Consider the following 17,833-nt stretch of genomic DNA (forward strand, 5'->3'; position numbering starts at 1 on the left):
GCTCAGGACGTGAGCCCGACGGCCCACGCGTAGACGCCGAACAACTGCAGCAGGATCGGGATCATCGCCACCGCGCTCAGCGTTTCCAGCCAGTTCGCCAGGTGCCCCCAGATCGGCAGCAGCCGCCGCGGCGGCGGGCGCAGCATCGCCAGCAGGAGCAGGAAGAACACCAGGCACAGCCCGGCGAGACAGGCGCCTCGCCACGGCGTCGGCAACGGCTGGATCAGCGACAGCCCGAGCAGTACCAGACCGATCGCCCCAGCGGCGGCGAGCGGAACCCGTTGCCACACGCCGAGCAGTGCCCGCGAACGCATCAGCACGGCCGCGGACACCAGCCCGCCGAGGATGGTCGGGAACAGCCCGTGGCCGACCAGGAACGGGAAGCAGCCGACGAAAACGGCCGTGGCGGCAAGGCAGGCGATGGTGAGGTAGCCGTCGGCGTACCCGGTCTGGTGCACCATCTGCGCGGCAGGCATCGGTTCGATGTCGTACTGCAGTTCCCCGGCCGAACGCGGCAGCTGCGGCCCGCGGATGCGAGCGAACCGGATGCCGATCCGCGGCGCGAACACCATCAGCCCGACCAGCACGAACGACACCAGCCCGGCCGCCTGCTCGGTGGTGAACCCGGCACCGAGGTGCAGCCACAGCGAAAGCGCTCCGGCGAGCCCGGTCGCGACGACCGCGCCGAACGGCACGAACGGGATGGCATGCGACCACGCCGCCCGGCCGCCGAGCACGAGACCACCGGCCAGCGCGAACGTCAGGCAGCCGGTCAAAATCGGTGCGCCCTGCAGGTCGAACGCGGGATCGAGCCCGGCCACCGCGACCGCACCGGCGAGGAACGCGAACGCGCAGCCGCCGAGCCCGAGCAACGTCAGCAGCGCCTTGTCGTCGGAACGCACCCCGGTCGCCACGGCCGCGACGAGCAGCCCGAGCGACACCACGCCGCCGCCGATCGCGGTCAGCCCGGCCGAACCCGGGTAGAGCAGCACCTTGGCGAGCACCAGGAGAGAGAAGATCGCGAACCCGAGGAACAGCCCGCGGTTGAACTCCGGGCGCCAGCGACCAGGGTGCCGGCTCACCGCGGTGGCCATGCCGTCCGCGATGTCGTCGAAATCCAGCTCCGGCAACGGATCCGTGCGAGGGCGAAGGTGGAACTCCTCGCCCTCCTTCCAGTCCAGCGACTCGGGCGTGCCCGACGCATCCAGCGGCTCCTCGCCGAGGCGCTGCAGCACCCAGCCGTCGCCGAGGTCCTCCCGGCTGCCGGTGTGCTCCAGCAGCACCGGCAGCAGGCTGGTCAGCGGGACGGACATCGGCACCGCCAGATCCGCCCGGCCCTGCGGCCCGTACACGGTGATCCGGCACAGTTCGCCGGTCGACGCGGTCATCGCACACCCCTTTCGGTCGTCGCGAGCGGGGACCAGCCCTCGTCGGCCCGGTCCTCTTCCGCGATCGCGGTCTGCACGAGCTTCACGCCGCGGCGGGTGACGAGCTGCGCGCGGCCGGCGGGCAGCTGGCGCGGGGCCGCCTCGCCGAGGAACTTGCCCTCTTCCTTGGGGTAGGAGAACACCACGCCCGGGCTGCCGAGTTCCCAGATCCGGCGGACCACCGAGTCGCTCAGCGCGCGCATCGCGCCGGACGTGCTGCGGCTGAGGACCAGGTGGAACCCGATGTAGGAACCCTGCGACAGCAAGGACAACAGCGGTTCCAGCGGCGAGCCCATGCCGCTGGTCAGCAGCTGGTAGTCGTCCACCACGAAGAACAGCCGGGGGCCGGTCCACCAGTCGCGGCGCTTGAGCCGGTCCGCGGTGATGGTCTGGTCCGGCACGCGCGGGGTGAGCGAAACGCTGGCCTGCTGCGCCAATTCCTGCAACGCCTCGGTGGTGGTCGCGTACCCGACGCGGTATTCCTCGGGCACTTCGACGTCCAGCTGGCGGCTCGGGTCGGCCAGCACGATCTTCGCCTCGCTCGACGAGTAGCGCGCCAGCACCGAACGCAGCACCACCCGCAGCAGGTTGGTCTTGCCGGTTTCGTTGTCGCCGAAGGCAAGCAGGTGCGGAGTGGCCGCGAAGTCGTGCCATACCGGCAGCAGCCGCTGCTCGTCCTGGCCGAGGGCGATCCGCAGGTCGCCGTCCGGCGCGGGAAGCTGCGCCATCGGCAGCTTCGCGGGCAGCAGCCGTACCGACGGAGCCGGTGCGCCCGGCCAGAACAGATGCACCTCTTCGGCGACCGCCTTGGCCGCGGCGGCGAGGTCGTCGGTGTTGCCGCTGCCGTCCATTCGCGGCAGTCCGGCGAGGAAGTGCAGGCCGTCCGGGGTCAGGCCGCGGCCCGGCTGGTTCGGCACCGTTTTCGCTTTGCGCGAGCCGATCTCCGACTCCATCGGATCGCCGAGCCGCAGTTCGAACCGGGTCTGCAGCAGGTCGCGCAGGTACGGCCGGATCTCGGACCAGCGGGTCGCGCCGATCACCACGTGCACGCCGAAGGACAGCCCGCGCGAGGCCAGCTCGCCGATCTTCTGCTCGAGGTCGCTGTAGTCGTTCTTGAGGCTGTACCAGCCGTCGACCACCAGGAACACGTCGCCGAACGGGTCCTCGATCTGGCCGCTGCGGCGCAACGCGCGGTAGGCGTCCATGGATTCGATGCCGTGCTCGGAGAACAGCGTCTCGCGGCCTTCCATGACCTGCGAGATTTCCTCGATGGTCCGGACGACCCGGTCGCGTTCGAGCCGGGTGGCGACCGAGCCGACGTGCGGCAGCCCGGACAGCGACATGATCCCGCCGCCGCCGAAGTCCAGCCCGTAGAACTGGACCTCCTGCGGGGTGTGCGTCATCGCCAGCGCCAGCACGAGGGTGCGCAGCAGCGTCGACTTGCCGGTCTTCGGCCCGCCGACCACCGCGACGTGCCCGGCCGCCGACGACAGGTCCGCCGTCAGCAGTTCGCGGACCTGCTCGAACGGCCGGTCGATCATCCCCATCGGCACCCGGAGCCTGCCCCAGTGCGCCGGGTCGGCCACCGCCATCCCGCGCACCGGGTCCGGCGTGACGCTCGGCAGCAGCGAATCGAGGCTCGGCGATTCGGCCAGCGGCGGCAGCCACACCTGCCGCGCCGCCGGACCCGCGCCGGTCAGCCGGTCGATGAACGCGTCGGCGAGCGTCGGCCCGCCGGGCACGGCGGCTTCCAGAGCGTCCACATCGGACTGCTTCTCGGCCGGTTCCGGTTCGTCGTCGCGGATGATCAGCTTGGCGGGCCGGGCTTCGGTGCGGAACGGGACGACCTCGCGGCTGGCCCGTGCCGCGGCGACTGCGGAGTTCTCGCCGTTGCCCGCGGGGACCGGACCGGAGACGTAAGCGGCCTTGAACCGCACCAGGTTCGTGGTGTCGATCTTCAGATAACCGTTGCCCGGTTCCGGCGGCAGTTCGTATGCGCTGCCTGCGCCGATCACGCTGCGAGACTCCATCGAGGAGAAGGTGCGCAGGGCGATCCGGTACGACAGGTGACCTTCGACGCGGTGGATGCGGCCCTCGTCCAGCCGCTGCGACGCGAGCAGCAGGTGCACGCCGAGGCTGCGGCCCAGCCGTCCGACGGAGACGAACAGCTCCATGAACTCGGGCTTGGCGCTCAGCAGCTCGGAGAACTCGTCGACCACCAGGAACAGCGTCGGCATCGGGGCCAGCTGTTCGCCGGCCGCGCGGGCCTTTTCGTATTCGTACAGCGACGGGTAGCCGCTCGCGCGCAGTTGTTCCTGGCGGCGCACCATCTCGCCGTTGAGCGAGTCCTGCATGCGGTCGACCAGCGGCAGTTCGTCGGCGAGGTTGGTGATCGTCGCCGAGGTGTGCGGCAGCCGGTCCATCCCGAGGAACGTCGCGCCGCCCTTGAAGTCGACGAGCACGAAGTTGAGGATCTCGGACGAATGCGTCGCGGCCAGCCCGAGCACGAGCGTGCGCAGCAGCTCCGACTTGCCGGACCCGGTCGCGCCGATCAGCATCCCGTGCGGGCCCATGCCGCCCTGCGCGGATTCCTTCAGGTCCAGTTCGACGATCTCGCCGTCCTCGGTCACGCCGATCGGCACGGACATCCGGGCCCGTTGTGCCGCGCGCGGCCGCCACTGGCCCGGGATGTCGAAGGTGTGCACGTCCTTGATGCCGAGCAGCGCGGTCAGTCCGAAGTCGCTTTCCAGCGGCTGGTCGGCGATCTCCAGGGTGCCGCTGGTCCGCTTCGGCGCGAGCAGCCGGGCGAGGCCTTCCACCTGGGTCACCGACAGCTCGTCGCGGGTCGCGGAACCCACTCCGCTGCCCGCCGGGAACTCGACCAGACCGTCCTTTGTGGTCAGTCGCAGCACCTTGGGGCCGCCGGGGAGCGCGCCGGTGACGTCCAGCAGGACGACGTTGCGCAGTCCCGCGCCGACCAGCCGCGAGGACTCCGGGATCGCCGCCAGATGCGCGACGACCACCACGAACGGCTCGGTCGTCGTCGGCCCGACGGTCTTGTCGTGGTCGTCCCGGTCGGCCACGTCCGGGCCGAGGAGGTCCATCAGCTCGTCGTGGTCGGCGGCGAGCAGCCGGAGCGGACCGGCGGCGTCGCGGAGCGTCGGGTGGTTGTTGTGCGGCAACCACTTCACCCAGTCCCACTGCGCCTGCGCGGCTTCGGTGGTGAGCACCGCGAGCCGCAGTTCGTCCGGCGAATGGAAGGCGACCAGTTGCGCGAGCATCGCCCGGACCAGCCCGACGGCCGCTTCCGGATCTCCGTCGAACTCGACGCTGGTGAAGCTCCGCAGTCCCACCGCGGTCGGGATGCCGGACAGCGTGCGGTAGGTCTCGGTGAACCGGCGCAGCGAGATCGCCGACAGCGGTTCGAGGTCCTCGATCGGCTTGGTCACCGGCGGCACCAGTTCCAATGCCGACTGCTGCGTGCCCAGCCCGATCCGCACCCGCGCGAAGTCCTCGTGGCTGATCCGGCGTTCCCACAGCCGCGGGCCCATCGCCAGCGACCACAGCGAATCCGGGGACGGGTTGTTCCAGGCCACCGCGTGCCGCTGGTCCTCGGCGGTCGAACGGGCCCGCTCGCGGACCTGGCCGATGTAGCGCAGATAGTCCCGCCGCTCGGCCTGCATCTTGCGCTTGCGCTCGGCGGCGGCGCGGGAGAGCTGTCCGAGGCTCATCGCGATCATGGACACGCCCATGCCGCCGCCGATCACGTAGGTGAACGGCGAACTGCCCGCGACGCCAGAGAACGCCAGCACCATCACCAACGACCCGATGGCCATCGGCAGCATCATCAGCAGCGAGTTGAAATCGCGCGCCGCCGGTTCCGCCATGACGGGCGGTTCTTGCAGTTCTTCCTGGCCCTCGGGCATTTCCGGGCCCGCGGCGCGCGGGCCGCGCTTGACGGTTTCCGTGCTCATTCGAGCACCCCCGGGGAGCTGCGCCGGGCTGGCTTGCCCCAGGCCGCGTCGTCCTGCCGGAGCAGGTCGGCCATGGTGCGTTCCTCTTCTTCCTCGGTCTCTTCTTCGGCGGTGTCCGCTTCGGGCTCCTCGGGTTCCGGCGAGTCGCCGCAGGTGGGCAACTCGTCGGGGACGACCTCGGCCGGACCGCCGCGGACCCTCTGGTAGGTGCCGAGCGCGGGTTCCTCGTCGGCCTGGTTCGGCCGCCACGGTTCGTCGGTGCGCTGCAGGAAATCGGTGGCGATTTCCTCTTGACGCTCGTCTGCTGCTGTGGCGACCGGCAGGAGAGCGGGCAGGAATTCGGCGGTGCCCACGTCCCAGGCCGAGGTGTCCTCGTGGTCGAGGGGTTGCACGACTGCGATGCGGACGAGGTCGTTGTCGTTGCTCGTGGCGGCCCAGCCGGTGTTGGCGGGTGCGTCCACAGTGGACGAAGGAACCCAGGGTTCCTGGACTTCGGTGAGCAGTCCGGCGGACTCCGGCCGTTCGGGTGTGCTCGTCCCGTTGCTGACTGGGGGGACGATCGGGATGCCCGCGCCGGTCGCCCAGCCTGCCGAGGTGCTTGGCGGGGTTTGGCCTTGTGCGCTGGGATTTCCGATGCCTGCCGGTGTGCTTGCTGTCCAGGGTTGCTGGACGTCGCCGAGCAGTCCGGCCGAGTCGGGTCGTTCGGCGGGCGTCCCGTTGCCGGTGTTGCCCGGTGGGACCATCGGCATGCCAGGTGCCGGAGGAGCCCAGCCAGCGGATTCGTTCGGTGGCGTCTCGCCGGACGTGCTCGGGTCGCCGACGCCGCCAGGCAGATCGGCCGTCCACGGCTCCTGGACGTTGCCGAGGAGTCCGGAGGAGTCGGGTCGTTCGGCGGCGGGCGTGTTCATGCCGCTGCCGCCGCCCATGCCGCCCGGCGGGACCATTGGCGGGGTTCCCGAAGCTGGGAGTTGTTGCTGCTCGTGGTTGGCGACGGGGTCGGGCAGCTTCGGCAGGTCGCTTTCTCCGCGACCCTTCATACCCGGGTCGATCGGCTCACTGCCCGGCCCGCCTACGCCGTTGCCGCTCGCGCCGTCGCCGGTCCCGCCGTTCGCGCCGGGTGGCGGGGCCCACTTGGCCGAGTGCAGCGGTGGTGTGTCGCCGTGGGCGTCGGGGTTGCCGATGCCGTCGGGCGGTGCGCTCAGCCATGGCTCCTGGACGTTGCCGAGGAGTCCTGAGGAGTCGGGTCGTTCGGCGGCGGGCGTGTTCATTCCGCTGCCGCCGCCCATGCCGCCCGGCGGGACCATCGGTGGCGTTCCCGAGGCCGGGAGTTGTTGCTGCTCGTGGTTGGCGACAGGGTCGGGAAGCTTGGGCAGGTCGCTCTCGCCGAGCCCCTTGACCCCAGGGCCGACCGGCTCACCTACGCCGTTGCTGCTCGCGCCGTCGCCGGTCCCGCCGCTCGCACCGGGCGGCGGAGCCCACTTGGCCGAGTGCAGCGGTGGCGTGTCTCCGTGGGCGTCGGGGTTGCCGATGCCGTCTGGCGGAGGGCTGATCCACGGCTTTTTGATGCTGCCGAGCAGCCCGGAGGAATCCGGACGCTCCGCGGCGGGCGTGTTCATTCCGCTGCCGCCGCCCATCCCGCCCGGCGGCATCATCGGCGGAGTCCCGCCACCGGGAACCTGCTCGTGGTTCCCGACCGGATTCGGCACCTTCGGCAGCTCGCTTTCGCCGAGGCCCTTGATCGCGCCCGGACCGCTGTCGCCCGGCCCGCCGACGCTGTTGCCGCTCGCGCCGTCGCCGGTCCCGCCGCTCGCACCGGGCGGCGGAGCCCACTTGGCCGAGCTGAGCGGGGGAGTTTCGCCGTGCGAATCGGGGTTGCCGATGCCGTCCGGCGGAGGACTGATCCAGGGCTTTTTGATGTTGCCGAGCAACCCGGACGAATCCGGACGCTCCGCGGACGGCGGGTTCAGCCCGCCACCGCCGCCCATGCCTCCCGGCGGCATCATCGGGATGCCGCTGCCGCCCGGGTTCTGGTTGCCCGGCGGGTTGCTGAGGCCCGGCGGCAGGTGCGCCGGGTTGAGCGCGTTGTTCGCCAGGTTGCCGCCGGAATCTCCCGGGGGCGGCGGGATCGACGCGGGATTCACGTGCCCGGACCCGCCCGAGCTTCCCGGCGGCGCGGGGACGGACGGCGGGTTGACGTGCCCGCCCATGTTGTTGCCGGAAGCCCCGGGCGGGGCCGGGATGGACGGAGACTTGAGGTTGTTCCCTCCCGAAACGTCGCCCGGCGGCGGGGAGACCTTCGGCGGCTTCACGCTGCCGGAATCGCCCGGCGGCGCGGGAATCGACGGCGGGTTGACCTCCGAGCCCGGCGGCTTCTGCGGGTTCGGCGACTTGTTCCCGCCAACCCCGTTAGGCGGCGGCGGAATGGAAGCAGCCGTGATCGGAGGCGGCGTGCCGTTGCCCCCGGGACCCTTGAGGTCGCCCGGCGGCGGTGACACGAGGGCGTTCTTCAACGGCGGCGGCACATTGCTCCCGCCAGGGCCGCCCGGACCGTTGACCCCGTTGGGAGGCGGCGGAATCGTGGCCTTGTTCACCGGCGGAGGAGCACCGTTGCCGCCACCCGGAGGCGGAGACACGGGCGGCGGTTTCGGAGCAGGAGGCGGCTGCGTCACCGGTGGCGGCGGGGGCGAGGTGGGCGGGGGAGGAGGTTGCGTCACCGGCGGCGGAGGCTGCGGCGTCGGCGGAGGCGGGGGAGGAGTCGGCGGGGGCGGAGGAGGCTTGGGCGTGTTGCCGTCGCCGCCACCAGGAGTCGGCGGCGGGGTCGTCTTGCCCGCGTTGACGTGCACGGTGTTGTACTTCTGCGCGAGCTGCCCGCCGACCTTGCGCATGTCGTTGGTCATCATCTCGACGGCCTCGGGGAACTGCGAGATGTACGCGCGCCCGTCGCTGAGGTGGTACTTGCTGCCCTGGGCGAGGACCTGGCTGGCGTAATAGCTGTCGATGTAGCGGATCGTGTCCTGCGCCCACTTGAGGTACGCCGCGGAATTGACGAGGTTGTTCGGCACGTTGTTCGACCCGCCGCCGTCGCCGATCCGGTCCGCCAGATCGGAGAACTTGTTGCCCAGCGCGGTCATCATGTCCTTGAACTTCGTCGCGGCGTCGCCCTTCCACGGACCGTCGGGTCCGGCGAGGGCGGCGGTCTGGTCCTGAATGGACTGAGCGACCATCGCGAGGTTCTGCTGCGTCTCCTGAAACACCCCGGCCGCGTCCTGAAGCGACTGCCAGTTGACGTTGCCGTAGGCCTTGTCCCGGTTGTCCTGGCCGCCCGACAGCGAACCGCCGCCGAGGATCGCCGCTTCGATCTGCTTCCACGTCAGGCCGTCGAAATCCTTCGACGGGTCACCGGTGCTGTTCTGGTTGCCGGTCTGCGTGGTGTCCGGCCAGACCCCGTTGTCGTCCGAGGTGAACCCGTGGGTGTTGTTGTCGTCCGCCATCTTCCCTCGATCGCTTCGAACCTGAGAGACCCCGGCGAGAACCGGGAAAGACCGCCGCCCGTCCGGTCAGGGTTTCTGACCGGCGCCGGTGATGTGGCCGCTGACCGTGTTGAAGTACTGGTTGTAGTCGTCGGCCGACATCTTGTTGACCTCGTCGGCGTTGTCGTACGCCTTCGAGGCCTTGTTCACCGCGTCCGCCACCTCGTCGAGCGCTTTGCAGAGGTCGTGGATCGCGGTGCGGGTGGTGTCCCGCAGCGAGTTCGCGCCCTGGATCGGCGTGAAGATCTTGTTCTGCGCCGTCAGGAACACGCCGGGCTTGAGCTGGACCCCGTCGAGCTTCGTCGGCAGGTCCTTCAGCGGCCCGTCCGCGAGCGACTGCAGGTTCTTCGCGAACGTGCGCATCGCCTCGGTGTTGACCGCGGTGACTCCCTTGCCCGGATGCTCGGAACCGCCCGGCACCGGCGGCGGCTTGCCGACGTCGCCCGGCGGGATCCACTCGTTCTTCACGTCCGGCGGAGCCTGGTCGCCCGGGCTGTGGAACTTGCCGTCGTCCGACGTCGTCTGATGCTTGTTCGACGTGTCGTTGTGCATTCCGTAATCGGTGTCGCCCAACGAAACCATGGCCGGTCACCCTCCTTTCAGGTCAGTTGCGCCCGCGGCGGCGGCGTCAGTTCGAGGCGAACCGCTTGGCGTTGTTGCCCTCGGTGTTCGAGGTGCCCTCGTTGATCTGGCCGAGGGTCTGCGCGGCGGCGTCGAGCGCCTGCGGCAGCGTGAGCGCCGCCTGGTGGCAGTAGTTGTAGGTCTCGTGGAACATGTCCGCCGCGACACCGGTCCAGTTTTCGCGCTGGCCCTCGATGACCGCCTTCATCTGGTCCAGCAGTTCGGTGATCTGGTTCGACTGCTGCTTCGCCTGCCCGACGGTGTCCTGCATGGTCGCGAAGCTGATCTGGAACTGGCCCAAAGCCATGGGAAGCGTCCTTTCGTGGGAAGGAAGGGGATCAGAAGCCCTGCAGGCCGCCGCCGCCGATGACCGTGGCGGCGTTGTTGGCGGTGGAGGTGTTGTCCGAGTCCCGGCTGTCGTACTCGCTCGCCGAGGTCTGCACGTTCTGCGAAAGCTCGTCCAGCTTCTGCACGATCTTGCGGACCGTCTGGTCGAACTGGCCCATGGCCTGGTTGAACACGTTCGCCGAGTCCGAGCGCCAGGTGCCGAACAGCGTCTGCATGGTGCCGTCGACCTTCTGGTTCACCCCGGTGATGTTCTGCCCGGTGTCGCTGATCGTCTGCGCGCCCTTGCGCATGACGCTGGTGTCGACGCGGGCGCCGTCCTGCGAAGCCATGCTTTCTCCTCTGGTCGGGTTCTCCGGATATGACGGACTGGCATGCCAGACCGCCGACGTCGCCGCGGATGCCCTTCGTTCGGCCGATACGACAGAGCACGGGGGAGACTGCGGACTTACGGTAAGCGCCGGTCTACGGGTTGTCGCCGCGTTGTTCCCTTCTGAACACCGGCGCGCGGACGGCGGGGCAAGCGGCTCCTCCACCTGGGGGGCGCTGAGCTGCGGCAACGCCTTCCGCGCGATCCGGTTACGCACGAGTGCCCGTTCAGGCAGCGCTGGTGCCCTGGTTCGCGGTTCGCGCTCATGCGAGCGGAAGTCGGGAATGGACTTGCGGAGTCCGTTGTGGACAGACAGCTGTCCGTGAGGGGAACCCTGCGGGACTCAGAGTCCCGGAGGGTTCCCCGCACGGACTTGGCTCAGTACTTGAGCGTGAAGGCGAAGTCGCCGGAGAGCTTGCCGCTCAGCCGGACTCCCGACACGACCTTCCCGCCGGAGAGCAGCCGTTCGACCTCGGCCCGGGCGAGCCCGCAGCCCTCGGCGATCAGCCGCACCGGCCGGACCGGGATCCGGGCCGCGAAACCGACCGAGACGTCGATCGCGTCCTGGTCCAAGTGGTCCGAACCACCGGTGTCGAGCCGCCAGGCGCCGTCCCAGTCGAGCGAGACGCGGTTGCGCCGCAGCAGGACCGGGTCCTGGAGCAGTTCGGCGGCGAGGCCGGGATCGTTGTGGTGCAAGCGGTCCAGCAATTCCGGCCGGACCGTGCGCACCCTCGCCCGTTCGAACACGGTGAGTTTCGCCGTTTCCCCGCAGCCGGTACAGAGCACGAGGAGCCAGGCGTCGATGAGTTTGTGATGGGCGTTGACCCGGAACTTGCCGCCGGTCCGGAAGCGTCCGGACGCGCACGTGTGGCAGCGCCGCCGGACGAGCGGCAGGCAAGTGGGCAGGACTGTCCAGTTATAGAGCACAGGAGTACACCGATTCCAGTGAGAATTCCGCAGCACGAAGAAGCGCGGCGCATAACGCGGCGCGCGACGGGATCAGAGCTTGGGATGCCTCACGCGAGGTACAACGGCACGTCCTTGCCTGGCCGACACTGGTCGGGCGACAGTAGCCGCGGGCGCGGGCGCGGCTCCACTGGATTTCCGGCTGAGCGCCGCGGGTCAGGCGTCGAGATAGGCGAGCACGGCCCGCACCCGCCGGTGGTCGCCGGTGCCCGCGGACAGCCCCAGCCGGGCGAAGATGTTGCCCACGTGCTTGTTCACCGACGTTTCCGCGATGAACAGCTTCCCGGCGATCGCGCCGTTGCCGTGGCCCTCGGCCATCAGCGCGAGCACCTCGCGCTCGCGGGGGCTGAGCACGTCGAGCGCGTCTGCGGCTCGCCGGCGCGCCATCAGCTGCGAAACGACCTCCGGGTCCATCACCGTGCCGCCGGCGGCCACCCGGTCCATGGCGTCGCGGAATTCCTCGATCCGCCCGACCCGGTCCTTCAGCAGGTAGCCGACCCCGGACGCGCCGCCGGCCAGCAGTTCGGCCGCGTAGGCGTGCTCGACGTACTGCGACAGCATCAGCACCGGCAGGCCCGCAATCTCCGCGCGCGCCGCCGCGGCCGCCCGCAGCCCCTCGTCGGTGAAGCCCGGCGGGAGCCGGACGTCCAGGACGGCGAGGTCGGGCCGGTGCTCCAGCAACGCGGGCAGCACGTCCGGCCCGCGTTCCAGCACGGCGCACACCTCGTGGCCGACCGTGGACAGCATCAACGCCAGGCCTTCCCGGATGAAGGCGTTGTCGTCGGCGATCACGACACGCACGGCAGCTCCGCTCGCAGCACCGTCGGGCCGCCTTCGGGGCTGCTCAGCGCGAAGCTGCCGTCGAAGGCCGCGACCCGGCGCCGGATCCCGGCCAGCCCGGTGCCGAAGTTCTCCGCAGCGCCGCCCTTCCCGTTGTCCCGCACAGTGATCCCGATCCTTTCCCGGTCGAGCGCGAGCGTAATCCACGCCCGGTCGGCCCCGCTGTGCTTGGCGATGTTTGTCAGCGCCTCGGCGACCGCGAAGTAGGCCGCCGCCTCCACCGCGGCCGGGGCCTGCCCGGAGCCGGAGACGTCGACCCCGACCGGGATCGCACTGCTCGACGCAAGCGCTTGCACCGCGCCGACCAGGCCGCGGTCGGTCAGCAGCGGCGGATAGATCCCGCGGACGATCGTGCGCAGCGACGCCAGCGAATGCTCGGTCAGCTCCTGCGCGTCGTCGACCAGCCTGAGCGCGCTGTCCGGCTGATTCTCGAGCGCGTGCTTGATCAACCCGAGCCGGAGCGAGATCGCGACGAGCCCGGCCTGGGTGCCGTCGTGCAGGTCCCGTTCGATCCGCCGCAGCTCGGCCCCGTGCGCTTCGAGGGCTTCGGCCCGGGTGACGGTCAGCTCTTCGATCCGGCGGGTCTGCTTGCTGCCGCGCGGCGGGCGCAGCAACGCCCGGGCGAGCATCGCGTGCCCGCGGGCCAGCAGCGGCACCAGGAGGATCAGCCCGGCGGCGTACCCCAGGCCGATGCCGGTCGCGCCGAAGGCTTCGGCCCAGCTCGTGACCGGTCGGAACGTGAGGTGCGCGGCGGGCGGCAGGAAGGTCCACCAGATCGGCGCGGTGCCCCAGCAGAGCGCGCCGGACAGCAGGCTCAGCCCGACGAAACACAGCGGGGTGCCGACGACGGTGGTGGCCGCGAGGAACGCCAGGTCCTTCCAGACCGCCCGGTCCTTGAGCACGCCGAGCGGCGAACCGGGGACCGCGTACTTCTCGGCGACCGGCGTGCCCAGCAGCCGTTCGACCCGGTTCCGGTGCGTGCGGGCGAACCGGCGCAGCAGCGGGACGAGGAGGACCAGCAACGGGAGCCCGATCCCGGCCAGGCTCAGCAGCAGACTGCCCGCGGCCAGCCAGAAGAGCAGCAGGCCGCCGAGACCGATCGCGGCGCCGACGGCGAGGTAGCGGAAGGACGTGCCGAATCCGGCGAGGTAGTCCCGGACGCTGAACCGGTTCGCGCGCACCGGCTCCATCCGACCCCCTCGGAAGATTCGCGGGTGCAGTTTTCTGCACCTGCGATCTGCAGGATACGTGCTGTCCGGCGGGTTCCCGGATCCGTAGCGTCCGGGAAAAGCAAGATCACCGCACCCGGAGGACGAAGTGGCACGCGAGAAACGGCAACGCCCGGCACCGGCCGAGACCGGGGCCCCGCCGGACGACGTGGTCTCGCTGCGTTCGGTGCGCAAGACCTACGGTTCCGGCGCGGGCGAGGTGACCGCGTTGCGCGACCTGACCGTCCGGTTCGGCCGAGGGTCGTTCACCGCGGTGATGGGCCCGTCCGGCGCGGGCAAGAGCACCTTCCTGCACTGCGCTGCCGGGCTGGACCGGCCGACGAGCGGAACGGTGCTGCTCGGCGGCACTGATCTCGCCGGGCTGGACGAGACCGCGCTGACCGTGCTCCGCCGCGAGCGGGTCGGGTTCGTCTTCCAGGCTTACAACCTGCTGACGTCGCTGACTGTCGCGGACAACATCTCGCTCCCGGCGCGGATGGCCGGGCTGGTTCCCGACCCGGCCTGGCTGGAGGAGATCGTGCGGCGCGTCGGGCTCGCCGACCGGCTGAACCGGCGTCCGGCGCAGCTGTCCGGCGGCCAGCAGCAGCGGGTGGCGATCGCCCGCGCGCTCGCGCCGCGGCCCGAGGTGGTGTTCGCCGACGAACCGACCGGCGCGCTCGACACCCGGACCGGCCGTCAGGTGCTCGAGCTGTTGCGGCAGCTCGTGGACGAGACGGGCCAGACGGTGATCATGGTGACCCACGATCCGGTGGCCGCGTCCTACGCGCACCGGGTGGTCTTCCTCGCCGACGGCGCGCTCGCCGACGAAATGACCGAGCCGGCCCCGGACCGCGTGGCCGAGCGGATGACCACGCTCGGGGAGTGGTGAGCGATGTTCGAACTCGCGGTCAAAACGCTGCGCGGACGCGCTTCCGGTTTCGCGGGAGCGTTCGTCGCTCTTCTCGGCGCGGCCATGCTGGTCACCGCGTTCGGCATTCTCCTGCAGTCCGGGACGGAAGCCGGGGTGGCGCCGCAGCGGTACGCCGGGGTCCCGGTGGTCGTCGGCGGCCCGAAATCGTTCGAGGTGCGGGAAAACGGCAAGACCAAGTCCAAGCCGCTCAAGGAACCGGCCCCGCTGACGCGCGAGACCGTGCGGAAGATCGCCGGTACCGACGGCGTCGGGTCAGTGGTGCCGGACGTGAGTTTTCCCGCGGTGCTGGGCGATACGACTGCAACCGGACATCCGTGGTCGAGCGCCCGGCTCGGTCCGTTCGATCTCGTCGACGGTCGCGAACCGCAACGGCCGGGCGAGGTCGTGCTGGACGCCGGACTGGCCAAGGAACCCGGGGCTGTGGTCCGGATCCAGACGACCAAAGCCGCGGCCGACTACCGCGTCGCAGGCGTGGCGAAACTGTCCGGTGTGGACGGAGAACTCCGCACACCCGTCGTGTTTTTCGCTGATACGGAAGCGGAGAGCTTGGCCGGACGCGGCGACCGGGTGGACGCCGTCGGAGTGTTTCCCCGGCCTGGCGTCGATCCTGACGAGCTGGCCGACCGGCTGACCTCGCGGCTGGGCTCCGGTGCGGAGGTGACGACGGGAGACGACCGGAGCCGGATTGAGAATCCCGACGTCGCCTCGGCGCGCGGCACGCTGCAGGAGATCGCGGGTTCGCTCGGCGGCACTGTGCTGCTGATCGCGATTCTGGTGGTGGCAAGCACTCTCGCGTTGAGCGTCCACCAGCGTCGTCGCGAATTGGCCGTGCTGCGCGCGATCGCGGCGACTCCGCGCCAGATCTGGAAAATGCTGGCGGCGGAAGCGCTGGTGCTGTCGGTCGTGGCGTCGGCGATCGGGTGCCTGCCCGGGATTCTCGCCGCGCAATTGTTGCGCGGCGCGCTCGTCCTGATCGGCGTCGTGCCGAGCGATTTCTCTTTCTCCGTCGGTGTTCTGCCGATGCTGGTCGCGGTGCTGGCCGGGGTGGCGACGGCACAGATCGCGACGTTCGCGGTGGCGTGGAAAGCCTCGTCGGTGCGACCGGTCGAGGCCTTGAGCGACGCCGCAGCCGAGCAGCCAGGAATCAGCGGCGGCCGTCGGACGCTCGGGGTGCTGTTGTTGCTGCTCGGCCTGGCCGCGTCGCTGCTCCCGGTGTTTTTCTCCGGCGTCTTCGCCGTGGCGGGCGCGGGCAGCGGCGGGTTGATCATGATCGTCGCGGTGCTGCTGCTGGCTCCGCCGGTAGCGGCGTTCGCGACGCGATTTCTGGCCAAGCCGATCACCCGGCGGTTCAAGGAATACGGCTACCTCGCCGCCGCCAACACCCGAGCGAACGCGCGTCGGCTGGCGGCTGGGATTGGACCGCTGGTGCTGGCGATCGGGTTCGCCTGCGTGCAGTTGTTCATTCCCGCCACCCTCGGCGCCGCGGCCGCCGACCAGGCCGACGAAGGGATCACCGCGCAGTACACGCTCACCGGCGAGGCGGGTGGCTTGCCAGCCGACGCCGTCCGGGACGCCGCCGCGTTGCCGGGCGTCGAGGCCGCGACCGGCGTGACGCGGGTGCAGGTGTTCGCGTCGACAAAGGTGCTCGATTCGCCGGAGATCTTCGAATTCCCCGCCCAAGGCATCACCGTCGACAACGCTTCCCAGACGATGGATCTTGGTGTCTCGGCAGGAAACCTCGCTGATCTGGCCCCGGGAAAGGTCGCCCTGAGTGCCAGCGCGGCGAGCACTCTCGGCGTCAAAGTCGGCGAGCAGATCAAGCTGAACTTCCCGGACGGCTTCGCCGCGACCCCGGCCGTCGTCGCGATCTACCAGCGGGGCAGGGGATTCGGCGACGTCACCTTGGCGCACGACGACGTCTTCGCACACAGCTCCCGGCAGTTGGACCAGCAGATCCTGGTCCGGGCCCGTCCCGGGACAGATCTGGCGAGCCTGTCCGGGAAATATCCGGGACTGACCGTGTCGGCCAAGGCAGGCCTGTCCGAAGAACAACGCGACGCGGCGACTGCTTCCGTGCTGAGCAGCGCGTTGCCGCTGGTGCTGGTCTTCGCCTACATCGCGCTGGCGGTGGCGAACACGCTGGTGATGACCACGCTGGCCCGGACGCGCGAGTTCGCGCTGCTGCGGCTGGTCGGGATGACGCGGGACCAGGTGCTGAAGGTGCTGCGGATCGAGGCCCTGACGGTGGTGCTGATCGCGGTGGCGGTGGGCTCGGCGGTCCCGCTGATCCCGCTGGCCACTGTCAGCCTCGGTCTCACCGGGTCGCCGATTCCGAGCATTCCGCCGTTGCTGTACCTGGGGATCGTCGCCGCGACCGCGCTGGTGGGCGCCGCGTCGGTGCTGGTGCCCGCGAAGCTCGCGCTGCGTGCCCGGCCGGTGGACGCGATCGGGATGCGCGAGTAACCGCGCTGTCGAGCAGGCGCGTCTGCCCCGGCTGTCCGTGAAGGGCTCCTTGAGGGAATCCAATTCCTTGAAGGAGCCCTTCACGGGCGTGCCCGAGCGTCAGCCGACCGTCGCGAGTTCCCCTGGTTCCTCCGCGGCCGCCTGCCGGGCGTAGCGGCGCGCCATCGCCGCGCACACGATCAGCTGAATCTGGTGGAACAGCATCAGCGGCAGCACGATCAGCCCGACCTCGGCGTGCCCGAACAGCACCGTCGCCATCGGGAGGCCGCTCGCGAGGCTCTTCTTCGAACCGCAGAACATGATCGTGATCCGGTCGGCGCGGTCGAACCCGAGCAGCCTCGCGCCGCCGCTGGTGGCGCCGAGCACGGCCGCCAGCAGGACGCAGCAGACCGCGACGAGCGCGAGCAGCGGGCCGACGTCCAGCTGGTGCCAGATGCCCTCGGTCATGCCCTCGCTGAACGCGGTGTACACCACCAGCAGGATCGAACCGCGGTCGACGATCTTCAGCGGCGCGGAATGCCGCTGCACCCAGCCGCCGATCCAGCGGCGCGCCAGCTGTCCGGCGACGAACGGCACCAGCAGCTGCAGCACGATGTCCAGCACCGCCGAACCGCTCACGCCCGGGCCGTCGGTGGCCAGCAGCAGCGCGACGAGCAGCGGCGTCAGCACGATGCCCAGCAGGTTGGACAGCGACGCGCTGCAGATCGCCGCCGCGACGTTGCCCTTCGCGATCGAGGTGAACGCGATCGACGACTGGACGGTCGACGGCAGCAGGCAGAGGAACAGCACGCCGGTGTACAGCGGCGACGTCAGCAGCCCGGGGGAGAGGAACGACGCGGCGAGCCCCAGCAGCGGGAAAAGCACGAAAGTGGCGCAGAGCACCGTGACGTGCAACCGCCAGTGCCGCATCCCCTCGACCGCTTCCTGACTGGAAAGCCTTGCGCCGTAAAGGAAGAACAACATCCCGACGGCGATCTTGGTCGCCACGCCGAACCCGGTCGCCACCGCGCCGGACGCCGGCAGCAGCGAGGCGATGCCCACGGTGACGAGGATCAGGGCGATGAAGGGGTCGATCCGCAGCTTGGCGAGCAAGGCCGAGACGGGGCGGGCGAACGAAGCGAGCACGGTGGATCTCCTTTCCCGGCCATTCTCTCGTCG

The 17,833-nt window shown here is 70.3% G+C and carries 12 protein-coding genes; 2 read left to right on the plus strand and 10 right to left on the minus strand.

All coding sequences use genetic code 11. The features are described 5' to 3' along the window. Positions 1 to 2: 2 nt before the first annotated feature. The 9 genes from eccD to ACFORO_RS12985 form a co-directional block, all read right to left on the minus strand. On the minus strand, positions 3 to 1,388 hold the full coding sequence (eccD, locus tag ACFORO_RS12945; protein ID WP_377869897.1) for a type VII secretion integral membrane protein EccD: 1,386 nt from the start codon (positions 1,386 to 1,388) through the stop codon (positions 3 to 5). Beyond that, positions 1,385 to 5,401 carry a type VII secretion protein EccCa gene (gene eccCa / locus ACFORO_RS12950; protein ID WP_377869896.1) on the minus strand — a complete coding sequence of 1,339 codons (4,017 nt, stop codon included), beginning with the start codon at positions 5,399 to 5,401 and terminating at the stop codon, positions 1,385 to 1,387. Before eccCa ends, eccD begins: the two co-directional genes overlap by 4 nt. Then, positions 5,398 to 8,892, minus strand: a complete 3,495-nt coding sequence (locus ACFORO_RS12955; protein WP_377869895.1) for a WXG100 family type VII secretion target — start codon at positions 8,890 to 8,892, stop codon at positions 5,398 to 5,400. Before ACFORO_RS12955 ends, eccCa begins: the two co-directional genes overlap by 4 nt. Before the next feature lie 66 nt (positions 8,893 to 8,958). Then, complete coding sequence (locus ACFORO_RS12960) at positions 8,959 to 9,513, minus strand: hypothetical protein (RefSeq protein ID WP_354737179.1); 555 nt, start codon at positions 9,511 to 9,513, stop codon at positions 8,959 to 8,961. Between the two features lie 46 nt (positions 9,514 to 9,559). Next, positions 9,560 to 9,859 carry a WXG100 family type VII secretion target gene (locus tag ACFORO_RS12965; protein WP_116206728.1) on the minus strand — a complete coding sequence of 100 codons (300 nt, stop codon included), beginning with the start codon at positions 9,857 to 9,859 and terminating at the stop codon, positions 9,560 to 9,562. A 31-nt stretch (positions 9,860 to 9,890) separates the two neighbouring features. Continuing rightward, positions 9,891 to 10,229: a WXG100 family type VII secretion target gene (locus tag ACFORO_RS12970; RefSeq protein ID WP_344284506.1), complete on the minus strand. Its 339-nt coding sequence runs from the start codon at positions 10,227 to 10,229 to the stop codon at positions 9,891 to 9,893. Positions 10,230 to 10,645: 416 nt separating this feature from the next. After that, complete coding sequence (locus ACFORO_RS12975; protein ID WP_377869894.1) at positions 10,646 to 11,194, minus strand: DUF1062 domain-containing protein; 549 nt, start codon at positions 11,192 to 11,194, stop codon at positions 10,646 to 10,648. A gap of 195 nt (positions 11,195 to 11,389) precedes the next feature. Then, positions 11,390 to 12,034 (minus strand): response regulator transcription factor, encoded by a 645-nt coding sequence (locus tag ACFORO_RS12980; RefSeq protein ID WP_377869893.1) that lies wholly within the window; start codon positions 12,032 to 12,034, stop codon positions 11,390 to 11,392. Next, on the minus strand, positions 12,022 to 13,263 hold the full coding sequence (locus tag ACFORO_RS12985) for a sensor histidine kinase (protein WP_377869892.1): 1,242 nt from the start codon (positions 13,261 to 13,263) through the stop codon (positions 12,022 to 12,024). Before ACFORO_RS12985 ends, ACFORO_RS12980 begins: the two co-directional genes overlap by 13 nt. A 127-nt stretch (positions 13,264 to 13,390) precedes the next feature. Here ACFORO_RS12985 and ACFORO_RS12990 point away from each other — a divergent pair, with 127 nt between their 5' ends. Further along, entirely contained in the window at positions 13,391 to 14,170 is a 780-nt protein-coding gene (locus ACFORO_RS12990; RefSeq protein ID WP_377869891.1) for an ABC transporter ATP-binding protein, read from the plus strand. Positions 14,171 to 14,173: 3 nt separating this feature from the next. Then, on the plus strand, positions 14,174 to 16,675 hold the full coding sequence (locus ACFORO_RS12995) for an ABC transporter permease (RefSeq protein WP_377869890.1): 2,502 nt from the start codon (positions 14,174 to 14,176) through the stop codon (positions 16,673 to 16,675). A gap of 99 nt (positions 16,676 to 16,774) precedes the next feature. Here ACFORO_RS12995 and ACFORO_RS13000 read toward each other — a convergent pair whose 3' ends face one another. Continuing rightward, on the minus strand, positions 16,775 to 17,800 hold the full coding sequence (locus tag ACFORO_RS13000; RefSeq protein ID WP_377869889.1) for a bile acid:sodium symporter family protein: 1,026 nt from the start codon (positions 17,798 to 17,800) through the stop codon (positions 16,775 to 16,777). Positions 17,801 to 17,833: the final 33 nt, after the last annotated feature.

The organism is Amycolatopsis halotolerans (genome assembly GCF_042647905.1).
Lineage (GTDB): Bacteria > Actinomycetota > Actinomycetes > Mycobacteriales > Pseudonocardiaceae > Amycolatopsis > Amycolatopsis halotolerans.